General features: G+C 59.6%; 16 protein-coding genes and 1 pseudogene. 3 read left to right on the forward strand and 14 right to left on the reverse strand.

The features are described 5' to 3' along the window. Positions 1 to 1,696, forward strand: a 1,696-nt coding sequence (locus tag AAF739_10590) for a Calx-beta domain-containing protein (GenBank protein MEM6383111.1), incomplete at its 5' end; no start/stop codon positions are given. Between the two features lie 314 nt (positions 1,697 to 2,010). Beyond that, positions 2,011 to 5,631, forward strand: a complete 3,621-nt coding sequence (locus tag AAF739_10595; GenBank protein MEM6383112.1) for a hypothetical protein — start codon at positions 2,011 to 2,013, stop codon at positions 5,629 to 5,631. Positions 5,632 to 5,755: 124 nt separating this feature from the next. Here the strand turns inward: AAF739_10595 and AAF739_10600 are convergent, their stop codons facing one another. From AAF739_10600 to AAF739_10635, 8 genes and pseudogenes are all read right to left on the reverse strand, one after another. Next, entirely contained in the window at positions 5,756 to 6,517 is a 762-nt protein-coding gene (locus AAF739_10600; protein ID MEM6383113.1) for a glutamine amidotransferase, read from the reverse strand. 24 nt (positions 6,518 to 6,541) lie between these two features. Beyond that, positions 6,542 to 7,597, reverse strand: coding sequence for a phosphotriesterase-related protein (locus tag AAF739_10605; protein ID MEM6383114.1), 1,056 nt, complete (start codon positions 7,595 to 7,597; stop codon positions 6,542 to 6,544). Continuing rightward, positions 7,594 to 8,232 carry a TenA family protein gene (locus AAF739_10610; protein MEM6383115.1) on the reverse strand — a complete coding sequence of 213 codons (639 nt, stop codon included), beginning with the start codon at positions 8,230 to 8,232 and terminating at the stop codon, positions 7,594 to 7,596. The genes AAF739_10605 and AAF739_10610 overlap by 4 nt, the downstream gene beginning before the upstream one ends. Beyond that, positions 8,229 to 9,077, reverse strand: coding sequence for a BtpA/SgcQ family protein (locus AAF739_10615; GenBank protein ID MEM6383116.1), 849 nt, complete (start codon positions 9,075 to 9,077; stop codon positions 8,229 to 8,231). The genes AAF739_10610 and AAF739_10615 overlap by 4 nt, the downstream gene beginning before the upstream one ends. A 100-nt stretch (positions 9,078 to 9,177) precedes the next feature. Continuing rightward, a pseudogene (locus AAF739_10620) lies at positions 9,178 to 10,167 on the reverse strand (ABC transporter permease). Beyond that, the gene (locus AAF739_10625; GenBank protein MEM6383117.1) at positions 10,164 to 10,970 is read right to left on the reverse strand and encodes an ATP-binding cassette domain-containing protein; all 807 of its coding nucleotides are present in this window, start codon (positions 10,968 to 10,970) and stop codon (positions 10,164 to 10,166) included. The pseudogene AAF739_10620 and the gene AAF739_10625 overlap by 4 nt, the downstream one beginning before the upstream one ends. Then, a complete protein-coding gene (locus AAF739_10630) occupies positions 10,970 to 11,905 on the reverse strand; it encodes a substrate-binding domain-containing protein (GenBank protein MEM6383118.1) in 936 nt (311 codons plus the stop codon). The genes AAF739_10625 and AAF739_10630 overlap by 1 nt, the downstream gene beginning before the upstream one ends. A gap of 14 nt (positions 11,906 to 11,919) precedes the next feature. After that, on the reverse strand, positions 11,920 to 12,966 hold the full coding sequence (locus AAF739_10635) for a LacI family DNA-binding transcriptional regulator (protein ID MEM6383119.1): 1,047 nt from the start codon (positions 12,964 to 12,966) through the stop codon (positions 11,920 to 11,922). A 176-nt stretch (positions 12,967 to 13,142) separates the two neighbouring features. Between AAF739_10635 and AAF739_10640 the strand changes: the two genes are divergently transcribed. Further along, positions 13,143 to 14,102, forward strand: coding sequence for a PfkB family carbohydrate kinase (locus AAF739_10640; GenBank protein MEM6383120.1), 960 nt, complete (start codon positions 13,143 to 13,145; stop codon positions 14,100 to 14,102). 115 nt (positions 14,103 to 14,217) lie between these two features. Here AAF739_10640 and AAF739_10645 read toward each other — a convergent pair whose 3' ends face one another. From AAF739_10645 to AAF739_10670, 6 genes are read right to left on the reverse strand one after another with little or no spacing between them, the layout of a single operon-like run. Next, the gene (locus AAF739_10645; protein MEM6383121.1) at positions 14,218 to 15,711 is read right to left on the reverse strand and encodes an amidohydrolase family protein; all 1,494 of its coding nucleotides are present in this window, start codon (positions 15,709 to 15,711) and stop codon (positions 14,218 to 14,220) included. After that, positions 15,708 to 16,361 (reverse strand): aspartate/glutamate racemase family protein, encoded by a 654-nt coding sequence (locus AAF739_10650; protein ID MEM6383122.1) that lies wholly within the window; start codon positions 16,359 to 16,361, stop codon positions 15,708 to 15,710. The genes AAF739_10645 and AAF739_10650 overlap by 4 nt, the downstream gene beginning before the upstream one ends. Then, on the reverse strand, positions 16,358 to 17,242 hold the full coding sequence (locus AAF739_10655; protein MEM6383123.1) for a polysaccharide deacetylase family protein: 885 nt from the start codon (positions 17,240 to 17,242) through the stop codon (positions 16,358 to 16,360). Before AAF739_10655 ends, AAF739_10650 begins: the two co-directional genes overlap by 4 nt. Continuing rightward, positions 17,239 to 18,195, reverse strand: coding sequence for a polysaccharide deacetylase family protein (locus AAF739_10660; protein ID MEM6383124.1), 957 nt, complete (start codon positions 18,193 to 18,195; stop codon positions 17,239 to 17,241). The genes AAF739_10655 and AAF739_10660 overlap by 4 nt, the downstream gene beginning before the upstream one ends. Next, the gene (locus AAF739_10665; protein MEM6383125.1) at positions 18,192 to 18,977 is read right to left on the reverse strand and encodes a BtpA/SgcQ family protein; all 786 of its coding nucleotides are present in this window, start codon (positions 18,975 to 18,977) and stop codon (positions 18,192 to 18,194) included. Before AAF739_10665 ends, AAF739_10660 begins: the two co-directional genes overlap by 4 nt. Beyond that, on the reverse strand, positions 18,968 to 19,990 hold the full coding sequence (locus AAF739_10670; protein MEM6383126.1) for a carbohydrate kinase family protein: 1,023 nt from the start codon (positions 19,988 to 19,990) through the stop codon (positions 18,968 to 18,970). Before AAF739_10670 ends, AAF739_10665 begins: the two co-directional genes overlap by 10 nt. Between the last annotated feature and the right edge of the window lies 1 nt (position 19,991).

A 19,991-nucleotide genomic window follows, 5' to 3' on the forward strand; every position in this document is an offset into this window, starting at 1 on the left:
CGACCCGGTGATCACCGAAGGCACAGGCGGCACGACGCAGGCGGTGTTTGAGGTGTCGCTGTCGCGAGCGTCCACCAGCGACCTGACCTTCAACTTCGCCACCGCTGACGGCACAGCCATCGCCGGACAGGACTATGTCGCTAAGAACGGCTCAATCGCCTTCGCTGCGGGGCAAACCATCACATCGGTAGCCATCGATATCATTGGCGAATTAGACTTTGAGGTGGACGAGACGTTCTTCCTCGATGTGACGCTAAACGCCTCCGTTGCGAATCCAGGTGACAATAGGGGTGTCGGGACTATCCTTAATGATGATGTCGAACCAATTTTGGGCAACGACCAGGCGAACAATTTGTCGGGTACCAATGGTAACGATGTAATCAGGGCACTCGAAGGTAACGATACTGTAGAGGGCGGCCCCGGAGCCGACAATCTTGATGGGGGACCGGGCAATGACACGCTTAGCTATGCCAACAGTGTAGCCGCTGTTTCAATCAACCTGTTGAATAGTTCGGCTTCTGGTGGTGATGCGACTGGCGACACCTTCTCAGAGTTCGAAAACATTTTTGGAAGCGGCCTGGCCGACATTCTTGCCGGAGATGGTTCGGACAACATCATTCTCGGGAATAATGGAGCCGATACACTCTTTGGCTCTGGTGGGAACGATACCCTCAATGGCAATATCGGCAATGATACGCTCAATGGCGATAACGGCAACGATACCCTACGCGGTCAGAATGGGACCGATGAGCTGAATGGTGGTGAGGGCAACGACACACTTGAAGGTGGGGCCGGAACCGACACCCTCAACGGCGACGTCGGGGAAGACACCCTGAACGGCGGCGGCGGGCGCGATACCCTCAACGGCGGGGCGGATGATGACCTTCTACTGGGTAGTGCAGGCAACGACACGTTGAATGGCGGCGATGGCAATGATCGGCTCTTCGGCGGTGCGGACTTCGATACTCTGAACGGTGAGGTCGGCAACGATACCCTTGATGGCGGAGCATCGAACGACATCCTTGCCGGTGGCGCTGGAAATGATTCTCTCATTGGCGGCGACGGAAATGACAATCTGAACGGCGGCGGGGGTATCGACGTGCTGTCGGGGAATGCCGGTAATGACGTTATGGCCGGTGGCGCCGATAATGATACCCTGAACGGTGGTGGTGGTAATGACCGGCTCTTCGGCGGAGCCGGAAATGACATCTCCCGCGGTCAGGCGGGCAATGACTTCATCTCGTCGGGCTCCGGGGACGATACCCTTGAAGGGGGAAACGACAATGACAGCCTGTTCGGCGGATTCGGCGAAGACACCTTGCTCGGTGAAGCTGGCAACGATTTTCTGCAAGCGGGCGCCAGCAACGATAGCCTGTTCGGTGGTTCAGGCAACGACACGCTGGAAGGGCGAGAGGGGTCTGACCTGCTGAATGGAGGCTCCGGCGTTGATACGCTGATAGGCGGCACGGGCGCTGATACCTTCGTTTTCGCATCGGGCTTCGGCGACGACACAGTTACAGACTTCCAGGACAACATCGACGAACTGGATCTGACGGCGTTCAACTTCGCCAGCGTCGGCGGCGCGCTGTCGTTCGCAAGCGACGTGGCAGGAGATGTGGTCTTCACCTTCGGTCCCAATACCTTCACGATCGAGAACACCACCCAAGCGCAGCTTGCCGATGACATTTTGATCTGATGCCGCGTCCGGAAGGTCGTCACCTATTCCCGCGCCGAGGTCGCGCGGCATGATCAGCCGCGCCTAACGTTCACCGATCAACCGGAACGCCTTTCGGCGGTGACGGTCAAAACCTTATTCTCTTCCTGCGCAGCCCGCCGCAAACGCAACAGTAGCCGCCTGCGTTTGCGCCCAAAGTTCGAACGTTCCGTAACGTAGATCACAGCAATGGCGGTGGACCTGCAAGGTTTAGTCTGCAACGCTCCTGTGCCAGGGATTTGGGTACACGTCGACGGACGGCCGCAGCCGTTATGGCGAGTTAAGGGGCGAAAAACATGGCAACCATCACGTCACCGGTCGGAAGCGTAACGCCGTTCAGCACCTTCCGCTGGGGCCTCACTGATAATTCTGGCGCAGTGATCGGTTCGATCACGTCGAGCACGGTCGGAACTTTTGCCTGGACAAGCAGCAATGGCGACTTGGGCGTCACGCTGATCGGTACGTTCGTCTATGGCAATGGAACGAGCGCGCCCCCAACCGCCGGCTCGGTGCAGCGCGCAGACTTCGATACGGGCGTTGATGGCAGCATCGATATGGTCATCGACTACGGTTCAAGCCCGCTTGCGGTGAACCCCGATCTCTTCATCGACTCCTTCTCCAGGATCACCTCGGCCTATCTGAACCAGTCCGACATGATCACCCTTGCGGGCGATCAGGATGGTTTTGCTGCCGATGGCGTCGGGAACAGCATTGCCCCCTCGCCGGACACGATACTGTTCACAGGGTTTGGGACGTTCTCCGGTGATTTTTCTGGCGGCCTTTTTTCAGGCCAAGCAAGCGCCAGCGACACCATCACCATCAACACGCCCGATCTTGGCCAACCGTTTGGCAGCGTGCGGGTCACGCGAGCGATTGGCGATACCCAGGATGAGACGATAAGCGGAACCGTGGTCACGGTTTTTGCAGGGGATACGATCACCGATATCTCACCTGACGTCCCGGGCAGTCCGTCCTTTGCGCGCATCCAGATCATCGGAGACGTGGAGGAGCTAGAAGGCAGCAGCGGAACCGCCAACTTCGGCAACGACACCCTCACCGGCGGGGTGGGACGCAACACAATTACTGGCGACGTTCTGTTCACCAGAAATGCCGGAACCCTGACGCTCAACGGCGGGGCCGACATCATCGATGGCGGCGGCGGTGATGACCGGCTTTACGGCGACGTGGCGACGCTTGACGGCAGCGCCCAGCTTTTTGGCGGGAATGATATTATCGACGGCGGAACCGGCGATGATCTCATCGTGGGAGATGCCAATCGCGTGGAGGATAACTCAGTTGTCACGGGCGGCGATGATCGTCTGGACGGCGAAGAGGGCGATGATGTCATCTACGGCGAGTTTCAGCCCTTCACTCTCGCCAATCCTGGCACCGTCGGACCTGGTGGAGATGACCGGATTTACGGCGGCACCGGGGACGATCAGCTTTTCGGCCAGATGGGCGATGACACGATCGATGGCGGCGAGGGCAACGACTTTATCGATGGTGGCGAAGGCGAGGATACGCTGGAGGGCGGGGCTGGCGATGATGTGCTGGTCGCTTTGCTGGGCGACGATACGGTGGATGGCGGCACCCATGACACCGTTGGCGACACTGTCTCCTACAAAGATGCCCAGGGCTTTGTTTTTGTCGACCTGACCCTTCAAGGGTCTGGGCAGCAAACGCAAGCAGGCGGGTTCGACACGCTGATCAATATCGAGAACCTGATCGGCTCCGACTTCAACGATGCTCTCACCGGCGATACGGGCGCCAATACGATTGAGGGAGGCGACGGCAACGATTTGCTCGACGGCGGCGGCGGCGAGGATACGGTTTCGTACGCCAATGCGAGCCAGGCCGTACTCGTCGATCTTGCACAAACCGCGCAGCAGAACACCGGGGGCGCGGGCCTCGACATGCTAAGCGGTTTTGAAAACATCATCGGTTCCGCTTTCAGCGATGTTCTGTTTGGCGATTCCGGCAACAACGAGATTTTTGGCGGCGATGGGGCAGATACAATCCTGCTTCTCAGCGGAACCGGTAACGGTTTTCCCGCTCCCGGCACCGATCGGATCTTCGGCGAAGATGGCGACGATACCATCGGCTACGGCATCATCGGTGTTGGTCAGGCTGGCATCGGAACGGTGGGACGGGTCCTGACGCTGTTCGACGGTGGCGACGGTACGGACACCTTTGCCTTTGAGACATTCTCAAGTGGATTTCGGGTTGACCTCGAAACCGAGGTCTTCGTTCCTTCCGGCCTGTTCGCTCTTCAGGTTGCGACCATACGGGATTTTGAGAACGTCAGCGCCGGAAGCGGTGGCGATACGGTCCGCGGAAATGACGATGCGAACGATCTCGACGGGCGCGATGGCGACGACGTGATCGAAGGCCGAGGCGGTGCCGATGATCTGGACGGCGGTTTGCACGGAGTGATTGGCGATACCGTCAGCTATTCCAGCTCCCCCAGCGGAGTAACGGTCGATCTGTCGGCTGGCACAGGTCAAGGAGGTGACGCTGAAGGTGACGTACTATCCGCTTTTGAAAATATCTCCGGTACCGACCACGACGACAGTTTGAGCGGGGACGCAAACGACAACATCCTTTCTGGTGAAGACGGCGATGACACGCTGGCAGGCGGCGGTGGCGCAGATACCCTCGAGGGTGGGGACGGAACGGATGTTGCGGACTATTCCCAATCAAGTGCGGGTGTTCAGGTCTTTCTCGACGGCACACCAGGCGTAGGCGGAGACGCGCAAGGCGACACGCTTAGCGAGGTTGAAGTCGTTATAGGTTCAGCCTTCGCGGACATCTTGGTTGGTGATGGCGAGACCAATGTGCTCAGCGCTGGCGACGGCACGGACACGCTGAACGGTGATGCTGGTAACGACACGCTCAATGGCAATGTCGGCAATGACACCCTTGATGGTGGCGAAGGCGATGACACGCTGCGCGGTCAGTCCGGTACCGATGGGTTGAGCGGTGGCAATGGCAATGACACCCTCGATGGCGGTGGCGGGACGGATACGCTTGACGGCGATGCCGGTGAGGACACCCTCAATGGCGGCGGTGGTCGCGATACGCTGAACGGTGGCGACGACAATGATCTGCTTATCGGCGGTGCGGGCAACGATACCCTCAATGGCGGTGATGGCGATGACCGGCTGTTTGGGGGTGCGGACTTCGACAATCTCAACGGCGAACTGGGTAACGACACCCTTGATGGCGGAGCCTCCAACGACATCCTCACCGGCGGTGGCGGCAATGACGCGCTCATCGGCGGCGACGGCAATGACAATCTCAATGGCGGCGGCGGCATCGATGTGCTGTCGGGCAATGCCGGCAATGACGTCATGGCGGGTGGGGCGGACAATGACACGCTGAACGGCGGTGGCGACAATGATCGCCTGTTCGGTGGCGCGGGGGACGACACGTCCCGCGGTCAGGCGGGCAACGACTTCATCTCGTCAGGCTCGGGCGATGATCTGCTCGAGGGCGGGATCGGCGACGACTTCCTGTTCGGCGGCTTCGGCGAGGACACCCTGTTGGGAGAGGACGGCAACGACTTCATCCAGGCCGGTGCGAGCAATGATCAGCTGTCGGGCGGTGCCGGTGACGACACGCTGCAGGGCCGCGAGGATGATGACACCCTTGATGGCGGTACCGGCACCGACACGCTGACGGGCGGCACGGGGGTCGACACGTTCATCTTCGCGCCAGCCTATGGCAATGACACCGTCACGGACTTCGAGGATGATATCGACCAGCTTGATCTGACCGCCTTCGGTTTCGCGAGCGTCAACGGCGCGCTGTCCTTCGCCGCCGATGTCGCGGGCGACGTCGTCTTCACCTTCGGACCCAACACATTCACCATCGAGAACACCACACGCGCCGATCTGGCAAACGATATCCTGATTTGATGGGCACAAGCCTTTAGACCGTCAGGCCACGTCGTCAGCTGTTCATAGCAAGGGGCCAATGCCGGTTAGGCGCTATCCAATCTGCGTATAAACTCCCCGCTGCCAACCGGCTGATCGCATTGATCTAGATGGTCCGAGCTGCCCAGCGTACCATGTTGGCGAAGAGCCTCTGATACCCCGCCCATTCCACAAACGGCGTCGGCAACCAATGTTCGCTCATGTCCGACGTCCAGGCAACACTGCGCCCTTCGCCATATATCCACGCGACGAGCAACGGCAGGCCATTCTGCTCTTTAGGCAGGCTGAGGATAGGGCTGGTGCTCTCTTTTGGTGCGACCTCATTGATCCCCAGAAGGTAGGGCCAGTCGCTTGGCACACCATTAAGAATAGGATGGTTAGCCTGATCCACGACCGGCGTTGTTCCCTCTGGAATTTCAAGCCGATCGTCAGATGACAAACAGGTCACGGGCAGGGCGGTCTCGACGGGCGTTTTGTGCCAGCGGGCACGTCCATCGATGCCTTGAAAGGAAAAGTAGCCCCCGATCATAATCAAGCCGCCGCCCTTGCGGGTCCACTGTTCCAACAGCCTGACGCGGTTCGGCACGCGCTGACCGCGAAGCCAGACATCGGGATGCAGCAAAAGGGTGTTTGCGCCAATGTCGGACAGCATGATCACGTCATAGGCCTCAAGGCCTTCCATTGTCAGCGGAAAGTCTTCGGCGGCGTCATGCGCCGTCATGTGCGTCACGTCGATACCCTCGGCCGCCATCGCCTTCAGGAATGGTTTGGAGCCCGTGTGGAACGTCACGCTTCCGAATTGATCGAACCCCTTGAAGTGGGTTGCGGCGCTGACCCAGCTCTCTCCGACAAGAAGGACTTTGGGCATCGGTTTCGCTCCTTTCAGGCTGCGTTAGGATACGATGCGCTGCAACAGCGCGCGCCTTGGATTATCCACCATCAACATGGTGAGTTGGTCAGGCGACAGCCCCATGCGCGCAAGGCGCGGCAGGACAAAGCGGGATACATGCGCGTATCCGTTGCCGCCATAGTGGCAAAGCATCATCTTCAGAAAGACGTCCTGCGATAAAAGTACCTGGGCGCCGAAACCTTTTTCGACCAGCCGGACGATCGCATGGCAAGTCGGCTCATCGCTTGGGCATTGGACCTGTTGATCATCGTACCAGAAGTCCATGCCCATCATGTCGAACTCAATGAAAGCCCCGCGCTCAGCCAGCGATGTTTGGTAGGGCACATCATCAAAGCTGGGATTCATATGGCACAGGATCACCCGGTCGGACGGGTGGCCTTCAGCTTCGGTCAAATCGAGAACCTCATGCGCCAATCGCTCCCAACCGGGCAAATGAACCATCAATGGCAAACCCGTCTCGACCGCAGCCATAGCCGCGCCGCGCAAGGATTTGCGCTCCTCGCTGGTGAAGTCCGCGGACACGCCGATTTCACCGATAAGGCCGATACGCACGCCGGTATCGCCGACGCCATTTGTCGCTTCGGCAATCAGTTCCGCCGAAACATCCTCCGCGCTCATCGAAGCTAAGTGATCGGGGTGCGAGCTTTCCAGATAGTAGCCCGACCCCATGATGATGGTGAGATCGCTTGCCTTGGCAATCCGCTGGAGCGCTTTGGGATTGCGTCCAATCCCCTGACAGGTCGGATCCACAATCGTCCGCCCGCCCTCGCCGCGAAACAAGCCAATCTCACAGATGGCAAGCGCCTCGTCGTCAAGCGCACAATTGTGCTTGTTTGCAAACGGATCATTCCGTAGCTGCCACAGAATATCGGGCGTCACCGGCACATCGCGGATGGGCGATTGGAAGGTCGGATCGCAGCCCCGCCACCAGCATGTGCAATCGTTGAGGATGTGCTCATGGATCAAGGTCGGGCCAAGTCCGTCAGCCGAGACGGGCCCCAATACACTCATGACGGTACTGGAAAATCTATGGGTCATCCGACGTCCTTCACGACGTAGGGCGCATCGTGAAAGCGTATTTCGAGCGCTGTCACCGTGCCAAAGACCTGGGAAAGACGATCACTATCCTGAGGTACCCCGTAGCGGTCTATTGCGTCCTTGAGCCAGAGCGCTTGGGCAGCGAACGCATCATCGACATGCAGCCTGATCCACGCAGCAAGGTCCTGGTTGGAAAGGTCGATCTTCGAAGCGCGCTTACACCACGTCCAGTACATCCATTCCGCCGCAAACATCGCTGTCAGGATGTCAAGAAAGCTGCCTTGTTCGGCAAGTTCAAGCATGCCCGTATCAAAGGCGCGAGCATCGTCCGGCAAAGTGTCCGGCCGTTCGATATCCAACGTGCGATAGCGCTCCTCAAAATAGGGCACCTGCACGTTGGCCAACGCGTCCAGAACGCCAATCATCCATCGTTTGGCGTCCATGTCAGGCGCGCGCGCTGTCGCAAAACTGAAGATTGCAATGGCTGTCTCAACGAATGCACCCTCGTAGGCGAGGTAGCGCTTGAAGACCTCAATGGGTAACCCGTCGGCGCAGACATCCTCCACAAAGCGATGGGTCAGCATCGCGTTCAAAACCGCTTCATTGCGTTCGAGGATCGTGCCGGAAAGGCTCATGCAACCCCGTCGAGGGCAGGCTTGGCGGCATCTACAAACGCTCGGACCCGCTCCGGCTCAACCGGATTCCACCAAACCCCACCTTCCTTGAGGCACGACGCAACGATCACCGCGTCCGCCACCGAGAGGATTTCACCGACATTGTCCGGGTTCACGCCAGAACCGACAAGCACCGGCAGATGGGTGGCGCTGGCCACCTCCTTCAGTTCATCGAGCGTCGCACTGTCGCCCGTTCGCTGCCCCGTTGCGATGACGGCATCGGCATCAAAGAACGCCAGATCACGCGTAAGTTCTGCCACCGAACGGTCGGCCATAATGGCGTGGCTGCCGTGCTTCACATGAGCGTCGGCGAACACTTTGATCCACTCGGCGCGCAGCAGCGAGCGATACCGCATGGCCTCAGCCGCCCTGCCCTCCATGAACCCCTCATTGGCCACATAAGCGTTGGCCCACTGGTTCACGCGGATGAAGTTTGCGCCCGCCGCACAGGCAGTGGCAAAAGCTTGGATGGGCGCATTGGCAAGAACATTGATGCCAAGGGGCACCGCAAAACGCTGATTGAGACGGTCGGCGATGACCGACAGGCAGGCGGCGGTATGGGGCCCGATATCCTCGGGCTTCGAAAAGGGGATATCGCCATGGTTTTCCACGATCAGCCCATGCATGCCACCGGAAACAAGCGCCTGCGCATCGCGCAGGCAGGCGTCGATAATCATCTCCATGCTCGCACCGCGATAGCGCGGCGCGCCAGGTAGCGGCGGGCAATGGATCATTCCGATCAGGGCTTTGGGCCGTCCGAACAGGTCCTCGATTGCCCGGCCATCATTGCTGGAAATCGTCTGCATGGCCCTGCTATCCATCGCTCTGGGTTTGTGCCGACGGCTCGACAGGGTCTGCACGGGTAGATGCCCCCGTTCCGCTTTCACGCTCGTTTTTCACCTTGGATTTGAACGAGAAGCTCGCTGTGAAGATGCGCGTGTTCAGCCAGATAGCGATCAGGATAATCGCACCCGTCACGATCTGCGTGAAGAACGGGGAGATATGCATCAGGATCAGCCCATTGCCGATAACCGCGATGGTCAGCGTGCCAAGCACCGTTCCCAATATCGAACCGCGCCCACCGAACAGCGATGTGCCGCCCAGTACCACCGCCGCGATCACCTGCAGTTCGAAGCCGACCGCCGCATTGGACGAACCGGAGCCAAGCCTGGCAGCGATAAGAAGGCCCGCGATAGCCGAAGCGATGCCCGTGAGCATATAGACGGTCGTAATCGTTCCCTTGGCTGGCATGCCGACACGCCGTGCCGCTTCGGGGTTGGAACCCACAGCGATAACACGCCGGCCATAAAGGTTACGGCTGAGGACGAGCCAGCCGATGGCCGCGATACTCAAAGCAATGATTGCTGGTATCGGGATGCCCATGAGCGTGCCGCGCCCCAGCGCAAAAAAACCGGGCACATCGCTGATCGGAATGGAGAAACCTTGCGTCATGTAGAGCGCGGCACCACGCAGAATTGAGAGCCCGGCCAGCGTGACGATAAAGGCCGGAATGCCCTGGTAGGCCACAAACCAGCCTTGCGCGAAGCCGATTGAGGCGCCGAAGACAAGCATGGCGATCACGACAATTGGCCATGGGACGCCCATCGACAGAATGATCGCTGCGGCGGCATTGACGAGGGCGACCTGAGAGCCGACCGACAGATCGATGCCAGCGGTGATGATCACAAACGTCATCGCCACAGCGACGATCAGGATCGGCGCGGCCTGGCGCAAAACATTGAGCAGGTTGCGCGGCGTCAGGAAGACGTCTGTCATCAGCGAAAAGAAAATGACGCAAACCAGAAAGAAGAACGCAATCGAAAGCACTTGCGCGTGCTCGGCGATGAAATCCGCCAGGGCGGAGCCCTCACCTCGCTCAGTATAGATGACGCTCACAAGGCTTCCCCTTTTCCAACAATCAGTCGGACAAGGTCTTCGAGATTGGTGTCGGCAATTGCGCGCTCGGCGACTTTGGTCCCTTCATACATCACCGCGATCTTGTCGCAGACCTGGAAAAGGTCCTGCAGCCGGTGGGTGATCAGAATGACCGCAACACCGCGCGCCTTCACGCGGTTGATCAACCGAAGCACGGCCTCGACTTCGGCGACCGCAAGCGCGGACGTGGGTTCGTCCATGATGAGAACGCGTGGCTCAAACGACGCTGCACGCGCGATGGCGATAGCCTGACGCTGTCCACCCGATAACTGCGCGACTTTGGCGTTGAGCTTCGGAATTCGGATGTCGAGTGCATCAAGCATGGCACGCGCATGCGTTTTCATCGATGCGCTGTTGAGAAAGGACCAACGGGTCTCTTCCCTGCCCAGAAACAGGTTTCCCATGACATCGATATGGTCGCACAGGCTAAGGTCTTGAAACACCATTTCGATGTTACGCGCACGCGCATCTGACGGGTTTGAGAAGTGGACCAGCTCGCCATCGACATGGATCGTACCGGCATCAGCGATGTAGGTTCCGGAAATAATCTTTGTCAGGGTCGACTTGCCAGCGGCGTTATCGCCAATCAGCCCGACGCATTCTCCCGGCTGAATCTCAAGATCGACACCGCGCAGCGCCTCGATAGAACCAAAGGTCTTGCGAATGCCGCGCAGAGCGATACGCGGCGGCACGTTGGCGCCACCGGGTGAGCCGGAGGGTACGGAACCCTCCGGCTTGCTGCTGTTTATGGGAGAAGCGAGCATTACTCGAAGATGCTGCGGAAATCGTCCACATTGTCGGAAGTGACGATCGTAACCGGCACCGCGACATTCGCTTCGGTGGAGCCGCCACCAGCAAGATCACCAAGGATCTCAACCGCTGTCGCACCCATTTGCGAGGGGTCCTGTTGGATGACGGCAACAACGTAGCCAGCCTCGATACCGCTGATAGCCTGTACCGTCAGGTCCCAACCAAAGACCTTCACGTCGTCCTGCGCCCCCTGGCTTTCGACGGCGGCGATTGCGCCAAGAAGTGCCGGTTCGCCGGTTGCGTAGATCGCATCAAGGTCCGGGTTGGCGGTGATCAGGTTCTCAGCCGCAGCAAGCGCGATGTCCTGAACATTCTGGCCGTCGACGACCGTCGACATTTCAACGCCGTCAGCGCCTTCAATCGTTTCAACGAACCCAGCCTGGCGAATGTTCTGGATCGACGAGTTCAGTGCACCGACGATGCCAACCTTGGCCGAACCACCCATCTCGGCCGCCATGTACTCAAGGAAGAACTCGCCCATCATGGCGCCAGCGGAGGCGTTATCAACGCCAACCTGGGCCGCATGAGGTCCTTCGGGCAGCACCGCATCAACGGCCACAACGGGAATGCCCGCATCCACCGCCTGCTCGACAGCGGGCATAATGCCATTGACGTCGATTGCGACAACAACGATCCCATCCACACCTTGCTCGATATAGGTCTCGATAGCGCTGTTTTGGGCCGCCGGATCGTTGTTGGCGTTGAAGATCACAAGCTCATCGCCCATGCCTGCCGCAGCTTCGGTTGCACCCTCGTTCATCTGGTTGAAGAACAGCGCCTGCTGGTTGATTTGGACCAGAGCGAATGTTTCGTCCGCCAGCGCGGGCGCCGCGGCAAGGCCGAGGGCGGCGGTCGCTGCAAGCAGTGTTGATCTCAGCTTGGATGTCATTGTCAGTCTCCTGTTTAGGCCTCTGCTGAGGCTTTCTTGTGGTTGGGGGGGGCAAAAACGGGCGGCGAACTCACCGAGTGACGATCGATGAGCTGTACGGGCATGACAACCCGGCTTTCCAGAAAGCGCGGGTCGTCCCATTGTCCGTCGATCAGCATCTGCACGGCGCGACGGCCCATAGCGTCCACGGGCTGCTCAACGGCAGTGATGGCTGGCGCGAACAGATGGAGAGACCGTACATTGTCGAAACTGACCAGTGAGATGTCTTCTGGAATTCGAACGCTGCGCTCGCCGAAGACTTCCATCACGCCTACAGTCAACTCGTCAGAGCCGACAAACAGAGCCGTTTCACCGTCGCGTTCCCGCAGGAAGCGCTGGGCCAATTCTCGCCCGGAAGCGGCCGCATGCTCGGTCGCGTAGCTGCGCAAGGGTGTTTCCAACCCAAGCCCGCGTTGCAGACCCTGAAGACGCGCCGAGGTACTAGCCAGATCATCACGACCGCCGAAATAAGCGACCCGTTTATGGCCTGCCTCGCGAAGCCGTTTGCCCGCCAGATAGCCGCCTTGTTCATTATCACACAGGATGTGCGGAGCGCGGACGCCCTCAATGGTTTCATCGAGGATGACCGCGCGCGAGAACCGATTGATCATCTCCGCCATCTTCGGCGAAGGCATGTGGTTGGTCATGAAAACCAGCCCGTCGACCAAGTTCCTCAGGGCGTTATCGAGCGCCGCCATCTCGCGGTCAGCCCGATTCATAGTCGCGTGCAGCGTTACCATTTTGTCCCGCTCGGCCGCACACGCTTCGATAGCTGCCGCCATGCGAGAGAAAAACGGGTTGGCGATGTCCGGAATGATCAGTGCGATAGTGTCGGATTTTCCAAGGCTCAGCCTGCGGGCATGAGGATTGGGCCGATAATCAAGGTCGGCGACGGCGCGGTCGACCCGCTCACGTGTGCGGTTCGGCAGCTCGAGGAAGCCGTTCAGATAGCGCGAAACCGTTGCCACCGACACATCGGCACGCTTGGCGACATCCTTCAGACTGTGCCGGTTACGCGACAAACGCTTGACCTCTTGTAAAGCGGTTTAGTAAACGCATTAACACGTGGAACTGCGACAAATGTCAACCGATTTGCTTAAGACGTTTGTCCAGGGAGAAACGCCTGGTGCCAACGACCCGACAGCATGGTTTGCGACAGCCGCGACCAGCGTAACTCAGCGAAGAGGGTTCATCTCGCATGCGCGCCTACGTCATCGGTAACGCCGTTGTAGATGAGACATTCCTCGTGGAGGCCTTGCCGGTCGAGGGCGAATCTATTCACGCAACTCCGCGCAGCCGCGATGTGGGCGGCAAAGGCGCAAACCAAGCAATCGTTCTGGCGCGCGCCGGCGTTGACGTCACCCTGATAGCCGGTCTGGGCGAGGATGCGCGCGCTGAAACCGTCCGAGCGGCATTGGCACATGAACCCATGGACGTCCGTTTCGTTACCGTCCCCACGGCGGCCACGGACATGTCTGTTGTGATGACCACACCGGATGGTGGCAACGCGATCATCACCACTAATCAGTGTGCAGAAGCTTTGGACGCGCCAACAATCTTGCCGGTCTTGGCTGAGGCGGTCCCCGGCGATGTGATGGTGCTCCAGGGCAACCTCGGTGCCGTCACAACAACCGAGCTGTTTGAAACAGCGCACAAGAAGGGCATGCCGGTTGTGTTTAACCCCTCTCCAGTACGCGCTGAGTTTGCGCAGCTTCTTCCGCGAGCCGCGATGGTCTTCGTCAACAAGATGGAAGCACAGGCCTATTATCTACCAGCACGTACGCACGGCGCAGAGCCGACCCCTGGAAACTTAGGAAAAACGCCAGCGACCACCTTCATCATCACAACGATGGGAAAAGACGGCGCTGTCTTCCAGCGGCATAAAGGGGAGGAAGAGGACGTTCACCTTCCCGCCAAGCCCTGCACGGTCGTTGATGCTACCGGTGCCGGAGATACGTATCAAAGCGCGCTGCTTGCAGCGCTTTTTCGCAAAGGGCGGTCCTGGCTGTCCTTCAATGAACAGGATATTCGTGCGGCTGGTTGTGTCGGCGCGGCCGCTGCAGCCATTTCGATTTCGCGACATGGTACCTTGAGCGCGTTACCCCAGCACGCTGAGCTGGCGAGTTTTCTCGGCAGCCAAGCTAAGCCGGCGCTCTAGGCCGCGATGACCTTCGATACGTAGGTGTGTCAGGTCGGCACCGCAGTAGTGGGTACGACCGCTTGCCTGGGCCATCCAGCACAAGACGGCTCGGTCACCAACACGGAGCGCGTATTCATATCCAGTCCTTGTAAAACTGCCGCACCGGCTCAATCAGGTCCGCAGCAAGGCGTCGAAGTCTCGCTTCTTCTGCCGTGTCGGACCGGTTGAGCGTGCGCGCGATTTCGGCGTGGACCTCCGCCCCATCCACGTTTGTGAACTGACCACCGTGCAGCACAACCTCACCGCCAATGATCACGGTTTCCACCGCATTCGGTTTTGCGCGGCGCACCAGAACGTCTGTGATCGGGAGTGCCGGGTTCTGATAGGGTGACGTCACACTGGTCCAATCCAGCAGGACGATGTCGGCATATCCGCCGATTTCCAGCCGCCCGATGTGGCCTGCAAATGGCGTGGTGGCTGCACCATGCTCGGTCGCCATGCGTAAGATCTGATCCGCCGAAGGAGCGGGTGCCCCATGACCGGATGGCCGGTGCAGCGTCAGGGCGAGACGCATCTCCTGCAGCATATCGCGGTCATCATTGATGCCTGCTTCATCGATACCCAGCGCCACCGGGACACCGCTCTCAAGAAAGGCATTCAAGTCGGCTGTTCCACTCTTGAGCCGTAGGTTGGACGAGCAATTGTGGCACAGACACCCCCCACGCTCGGATAGAAGCGCCAAATCATCCGACGTCATCCAGACCCCGTGCCCGATCGTCAGGTTGGGTCCGATCAATCCGAACGAATCGACATGCTCCAGCGCCGATCCACCTGTACGCCGCCGCGCATATTCAGCCTGGTATGGGGTCTCAAGCAGATGCATGTGTACGGCTGCGCCGGTCTCCTCGGCCATCAAGGCGGCACTTTCGAGGGCGGCCTCGGATAACCAGTGCAGATTGGAGGGTGCGATTTGGATGCCGATCAACGGGTCTGCCGCCCACTGCTCACGCAGGGCATGAAAGACGGAGATTTGGTCCTCTAAGGGAAGACCAAAACCGCTAAGATAGGCCGCAGTGGGCGCCTGTAACTCGGTAGGAAGCGACGCAACAAAGACCTCGTCCGCTTCATAAATCATGCGATTTTGATCGCGCAGAGCAAACGAATACGATGCCCGCATTCCAAGCTCCGTATAGGCGCCGATAATGCGGTTGGCCCTCGCAATCACCGCATCGACGTCACCCGGTGCGCGGCTATGCAGGTGCTGGACCGTCGTCACCCCCGACGCAATCATCTCGAAAGCTGCGTACAGCGTGTCCAAACGCGGATCGACGTCACGCATGGCCAAACGCTCGGGGAACCAGAGTTCCAACGGCTGGTCGCGAGCGCCCATTTGAAAGGGCGTCAGGCCGACATGATGATGCGCATTGATCAAACCGGGTATCGCGACCTGGTTCCGCCCACCAACCTCGTAAACGCCCGGATGAGCTTTCCGCAATTCACCGGCATTGCCGATCTTTTCGATGCGCGATCCGGCGATCAGCAGGCCAGCGTCTTCAACGATTGAGGGTGATCCATCGTCCTGGAACCCTGTCAGGATGCGATCAGCGGTGACCAACATCTGCTTCATGGGATGTGCCCGTCCGATGCACGTGCCATGACCAGTCGAACCGCAGCAGGCAAGGGTTCGATCAGCGGGACCGGTGCTCGCGGCGCCAGAGCACGGGCCGCCACGGCGAGCGGGCCGCCGCCAATAATGATTGCGTCGACTTTCGCTTGCCCAACAGCTGCCGTGATCGTGCTCTCAAGCGCATCTTCGAGGCCATCAGGATCACGCATCAAGGCGGCCGGATCACCACCGGTGGTCCACGTTCCGGCAAAGTTCCGGTGGCCGTGGGACGCAGCTGTCTCGCTTATCCTTTGGCGAAGCTCCGGCGTGGTCGTAACGACCGCAAACCGCCGCCCACCCGCTGCGGCCTCCGCCATGCCAGCTTCCGCAATGCCTGCCACAGGGACTTCGAGTTGGGCGAGAAGGCTCTCACGACCGGGATCACCGAAGGCAGCGACGATCACTCCATCAAATCCGGTAAGCTCTGGCGCCATCGCCCGAACGGCACCATCCGCTAGGTCAAGTGAGGGTTCATCGGTGATCAGTTCGGCCCCAAATGGTGCGGTGAAGCCAGCGATCCGGGCTTCATCTGAAGCGACCTCGTTGGCGATCCTGACCATAGCCGCTGTCGTGTCGGCGGACGTGTTTGGATTGATCAGCGCAAGTCTCAAGGAACGGCCTCGGCGAAAGCGTTGGCAATTTGTATACGCTGCGCCAACCACAACCGCTCACGACGCCGATCCAGCTCCTCAAGAACGTTTTGGAAGGCCTTGAACCGACCCGGCCTGCCGACAATCCGAAGGTGAAACCCAATGTTCAAGAGACGAGGGTGGCCTGCCGCAGCTTCCGCTTCCAACACATCCAAAGCGTCACGAATGTAATCGACCATTTCCGAGGATCGCACAAAACCATTGGGGTGAAAGAACTTCATGTCATTGCTGTCGAGAGCGTAGGGTACGACGAGCAGTCCGCTGGGGTCTCGGTAGGGCAGATCATCGTCAAAGCCATTGGAGGTGTACCGATAGCGCCGCTCCACCAGCAGATCTCTGGTCCATGGGCTCTCGGCTCCCCGGCAAAAGAAACCCAGGGGTTTGTGGCCCGTCGCCGAGGCGATTGCATCGGCTGCCCTGTCGAGATCAGCCGCCTCGGTTTCCCGATCCTGATAGTCTGCGTGCGGCCGCCACTGCCAACCATGGCACGCCACCTCGTGCCCACCCGAGGAAAGCATCGATAGTACCAGCGCGGCGCGCTCGGCAGCGCGTCCGCAGGCAAACAGCGTCATAGGGATGTCAAAACGGCGAAGTGCATCGGCCATGCGCCATGCACCGGCTCGGATGCCATAGGCAAAAATCTGGGCCTGTCCAGGGTCGGAACGGCCCTCTGGCACCACCGATAGGACTTCGCCAATCCGCTCGTTCGTTTGGTCACCATCGAGGATTTGCTGTTCAGCGCCCTCTTCAAAGTTCACGACGACAGAGACTGCCAAACGCGTTCCGTTGGGCCAAGTGAAATCCGGCCACTGGCCAGCATAGCCGATGAGATCGCGCGTCAAGGCTGGTCCTGCTCCTCGCCAAGGTCCGCAAAGCCGGTTGGGCAGGCTGTCGGTTTCCAGGAAGGCAGGCCCAAACCTTCGCGCCAAGCATGGGCAATCTGCGCCCGCGTGGCAAACCAAACGGACTGACGCTGGCAAACATGATCAAGGAACGTTTCCAGCCCCCCGATCCGGCCGGGCCGTCCGATGATGCGTGTATGCAGCCCGATCGAAAGCATGCGCGGTGCGGATGCACCTTCGCGATACAACCGGTCAAAGGCATCGATGCAATAACGCGCAAAGTCATCGCCGAACACGAACCCGCCACAATTATAAAAGCGCATATCGTTGGTATCGAACGCGTACGGAAGAATGATATGCGGACCTGCGGGTGTCTCTACAGTGTAGGGTAGGTCATCATTGTAGGCGTTGCTGTCATATAGAAAGCCCCCCTGCTCGATCAGCAACTGCCGCGTTTTCAGCGATGTGGCGGAACGCGTGTGCCAACCCACCGGAGGCTGGCCACATGCCGCCTCCAAAGCGTTGACGGTCAAGGCAATCGCACGGCGCTCCTGGGCCTCCGGCATGGTGGCATGGCGTTCCCAACGCCAACCATGGGCCGCGACTTCGTGACCAGCCTGAACCGCTTCCTGAGCGATCCATGGTGTTTCCGCGATGGCGCGGCCGCAGGCGTTCAACGTTGCCGGAATGTTGCGCTCTGCCAGCATGTCGCGAATTCGCGGCCATCCCGCCCTTGGTCCGTACTCGAAATGGCTTTCCATGCACAGGTCGCGGGTGCCTTCGATCTTCTCGACGGCCTCATAGATATGTTCGTTATAAGCGTCACCTGCCGCCAGATTAAGTTCGGCACCCTCTTCAACGTTCACAACGATGGAAACTGCAAGGTTCGCGTCACCGGGCCATCGAATAGGCGGCGGCTTTTCTCGATATCCCGCAAAATCTCGAAAGATCATGTTTGTTTGGCCGCTTCCATGAACCGCTGGCACAAATCGGGATCCCATTGCGCCAGGTCATCCGGGTCAGCGTCCTTTCGCATCAAGGCGCTTGAGACAACAAGCCCATCGCTGAAAGACAGAGCAGCTTTGACATTCGATACGGTCACGCCACCCCCGACAAGGATCGGCAGTGCCGGGACCGTTTGCCGAACCGCCTCAACGCGCTGCCTGGTATCATCGAAGCTTGATCCTGTGATGATCAATCCGTCCGCGCCCGACTTGGCGGCCCACTGCGCCGCAAACGGTTGCGGTTCATCCGATAAGGGTCGCGCCGTCCGGTCGTGCACATCCGCGACCAGGGCAATGTCCTCGCGGTTTATCTGGGTGCGGTAGCCAGTCGCTGAGGCGGCCAGAGCACTCTTGGGGCCGGCAGCGGTCATCGCACCGCCGACGAAAACCTTCAACCGCACGAAATCGGCGTTGACGGCGTGCGCGATGGAAAGGGCGGCCCTGGCATCATGTGCTTCAACAATAATGCCAAGACCAAGGCTTGGAAACTCGTTCCGAATGAGACACCCCAGCGCCGCCATCATCGTCAGCGTATCCGGGGCGGCTGTATCGCTGGTGCGGGTCTGGTCTTGCAGTTTAACCCATGGGATACCGGCGTCCACGAAGATGCCCACGTTGGTCAGAACATAATCCTGAAACCAGCTCATGGATCGAAACCGCGACCGTGCAAAATCGGGCAGATGCAACGCCGCGATGATCGGGGGTGGGCCATCAAAGAGCTTTAGTGGCATGCCTGCACTCCGGGCACGAGTAAGGCTCGCGCCGCGGCGCGGTCGTGCGGAAGGGGCCCGTCTGCACCGAAACAGCTGACGATCCTCGCGGCGCTGATCGCGCCGAACTGCGCCGCCTTGAAAGGATGGCCGGTTTCAACCAAACCCGCCAAATAGCCCCCGGAGAAACCATCTCCCGCGCCGGTTGGATCAAGCGTCTTGACCGGTTGGATCGGAACGAGGTCCGCAGTCTGTGCTTCGCGGTTCCACACCAAGCAGCCTTCTGGTCCCAGTTTGACTGTAACAGCACCCCGGCAACGTTGGGCGAGCAATCGAAGGGCATCGGCGTTGTTCGCACCGGGCACCAACGCGCGTAATTCCACCTCGCTGGGCAGGAACGCGTCCAGGCGCGATAGAAGGGGTGTGATTTCATCGAGACTGTGTTCGGCCAGCTGCCAACCGGGATCGGCCGTGATCACAGTGCCCCCGCCTTCGAAAAACGCGCTCATCGCAAGCATTACACTCAGACTGCTTGGCGCAATGTGCGCGCCACGAACCGTCTGCCAATCAGCGGGGATTTGGCCTACGGTTAGGGGGTTGAGGGTGCGGAAGGTGCCGTAGTCAATTTCATCTGGATCTTGTCGCTCGATCAGGGCTGCGCGCCACGCAACAATCTGCTCAGGTGATAGCCAATCGGTGGGGAAACCCGCGTCCGACAAGGCCTCCGAAGGGCTGTTCAACCCTTCTTCACGCCGCCCCTGCTTGTCGTAGATAAACCAACTGCCGGCGGTCAGTTTCGCCGTTGACCATGCGACGCCCGCGAGGTCAATTCCGTGGTGTTCCAAGCGCGACAAAGTCGGCTTTGGGTAGGTTTCGACGGCACAGCTGACCAGTCCGACGCGACATTGCCACAGCAGAGCCCCCACAGCCGAATAGGCACCATTGCCACCCGACTTGCTCAGCCCAACGTCTCCCGCCTCGGTGATAACGTGGTCGACCGTCAAGCCGCCCACGGTGACGAGATCGGGCCCCATC

This window comes from Pseudomonadota bacterium (assembly GCA_039024915.1).
Lineage (GTDB): Bacteria > Pseudomonadota > Alphaproteobacteria > Rhizobiales > MH13 > MH13.

Excerpts from the sequence above, each read along its gene's own strand:
- AAF739_10595 (MEM6383112.1), top strand. The coding sequence starts at position 2,011 with ATGGCAACCATCACGTCACCGGTCGGAAGCGTAACGCCGTTCAGCACC.
- AAF739_10600 (MEM6383113.1), bottom strand. The coding sequence starts at position 6,517 with ATGCCCAAAGTCCTTCTTGTCGGAGAGAGCTGGGTCAGCGCCGCAACC.
- AAF739_10605 (MEM6383114.1), bottom strand. The coding sequence starts at position 7,597 with ATGACCCATAGATTTTCCAGTACCGTCATGAGTGTATTGGGGCCCGTC.
- AAF739_10610 (MEM6383115.1), bottom strand. The coding sequence starts at position 8,232 with ATGAGCCTTTCCGGCACGATCCTCGAACGCAATGAAGCGGTTTTGAAC.
- AAF739_10615 (MEM6383116.1), bottom strand. The coding sequence starts at position 9,077 with ATGCAGACGATTTCCAGCAATGATGGCCGGGCAATCGAGGACCTGTTC.
- AAF739_10625 (MEM6383117.1), bottom strand. The coding sequence starts at position 10,970 with ATGCTCGCTTCTCCCATAAACAGCAGCAAGCCGGAGGGTTCCGTACCC.
- AAF739_10630 (MEM6383118.1), bottom strand. The coding sequence starts at position 11,905 with ATGACATCCAAGCTGAGATCAACACTGCTTGCAGCGACCGCCGCCCTC.
- AAF739_10640 (MEM6383120.1), top strand. The coding sequence starts at position 13,143 with ATGCGCGCCTACGTCATCGGTAACGCCGTTGTAGATGAGACATTCCTC.
- AAF739_10645 (MEM6383121.1), bottom strand. The coding sequence starts at position 15,711 with ATGAAGCAGATGTTGGTCACCGCTGATCGCATCCTGACAGGGTTCCAG.
- AAF739_10660 (MEM6383124.1), bottom strand. The coding sequence starts at position 18,195 with ATGATCTTTCGAGATTTTGCGGGATATCGAGAAAAGCCGCCGCCTATT.
- AAF739_10665 (MEM6383125.1), bottom strand. The coding sequence starts at position 18,977 with ATGCCACTAAAGCTCTTTGATGGCCCACCCCCGATCATCGCGGCGTTG.
- AAF739_10670 (MEM6383126.1), bottom strand. The coding sequence starts at position 19,990 with ATGGGGCCCGATCTCGTCACCGTGGGCGGCTTGACGGTCGACCACGTT.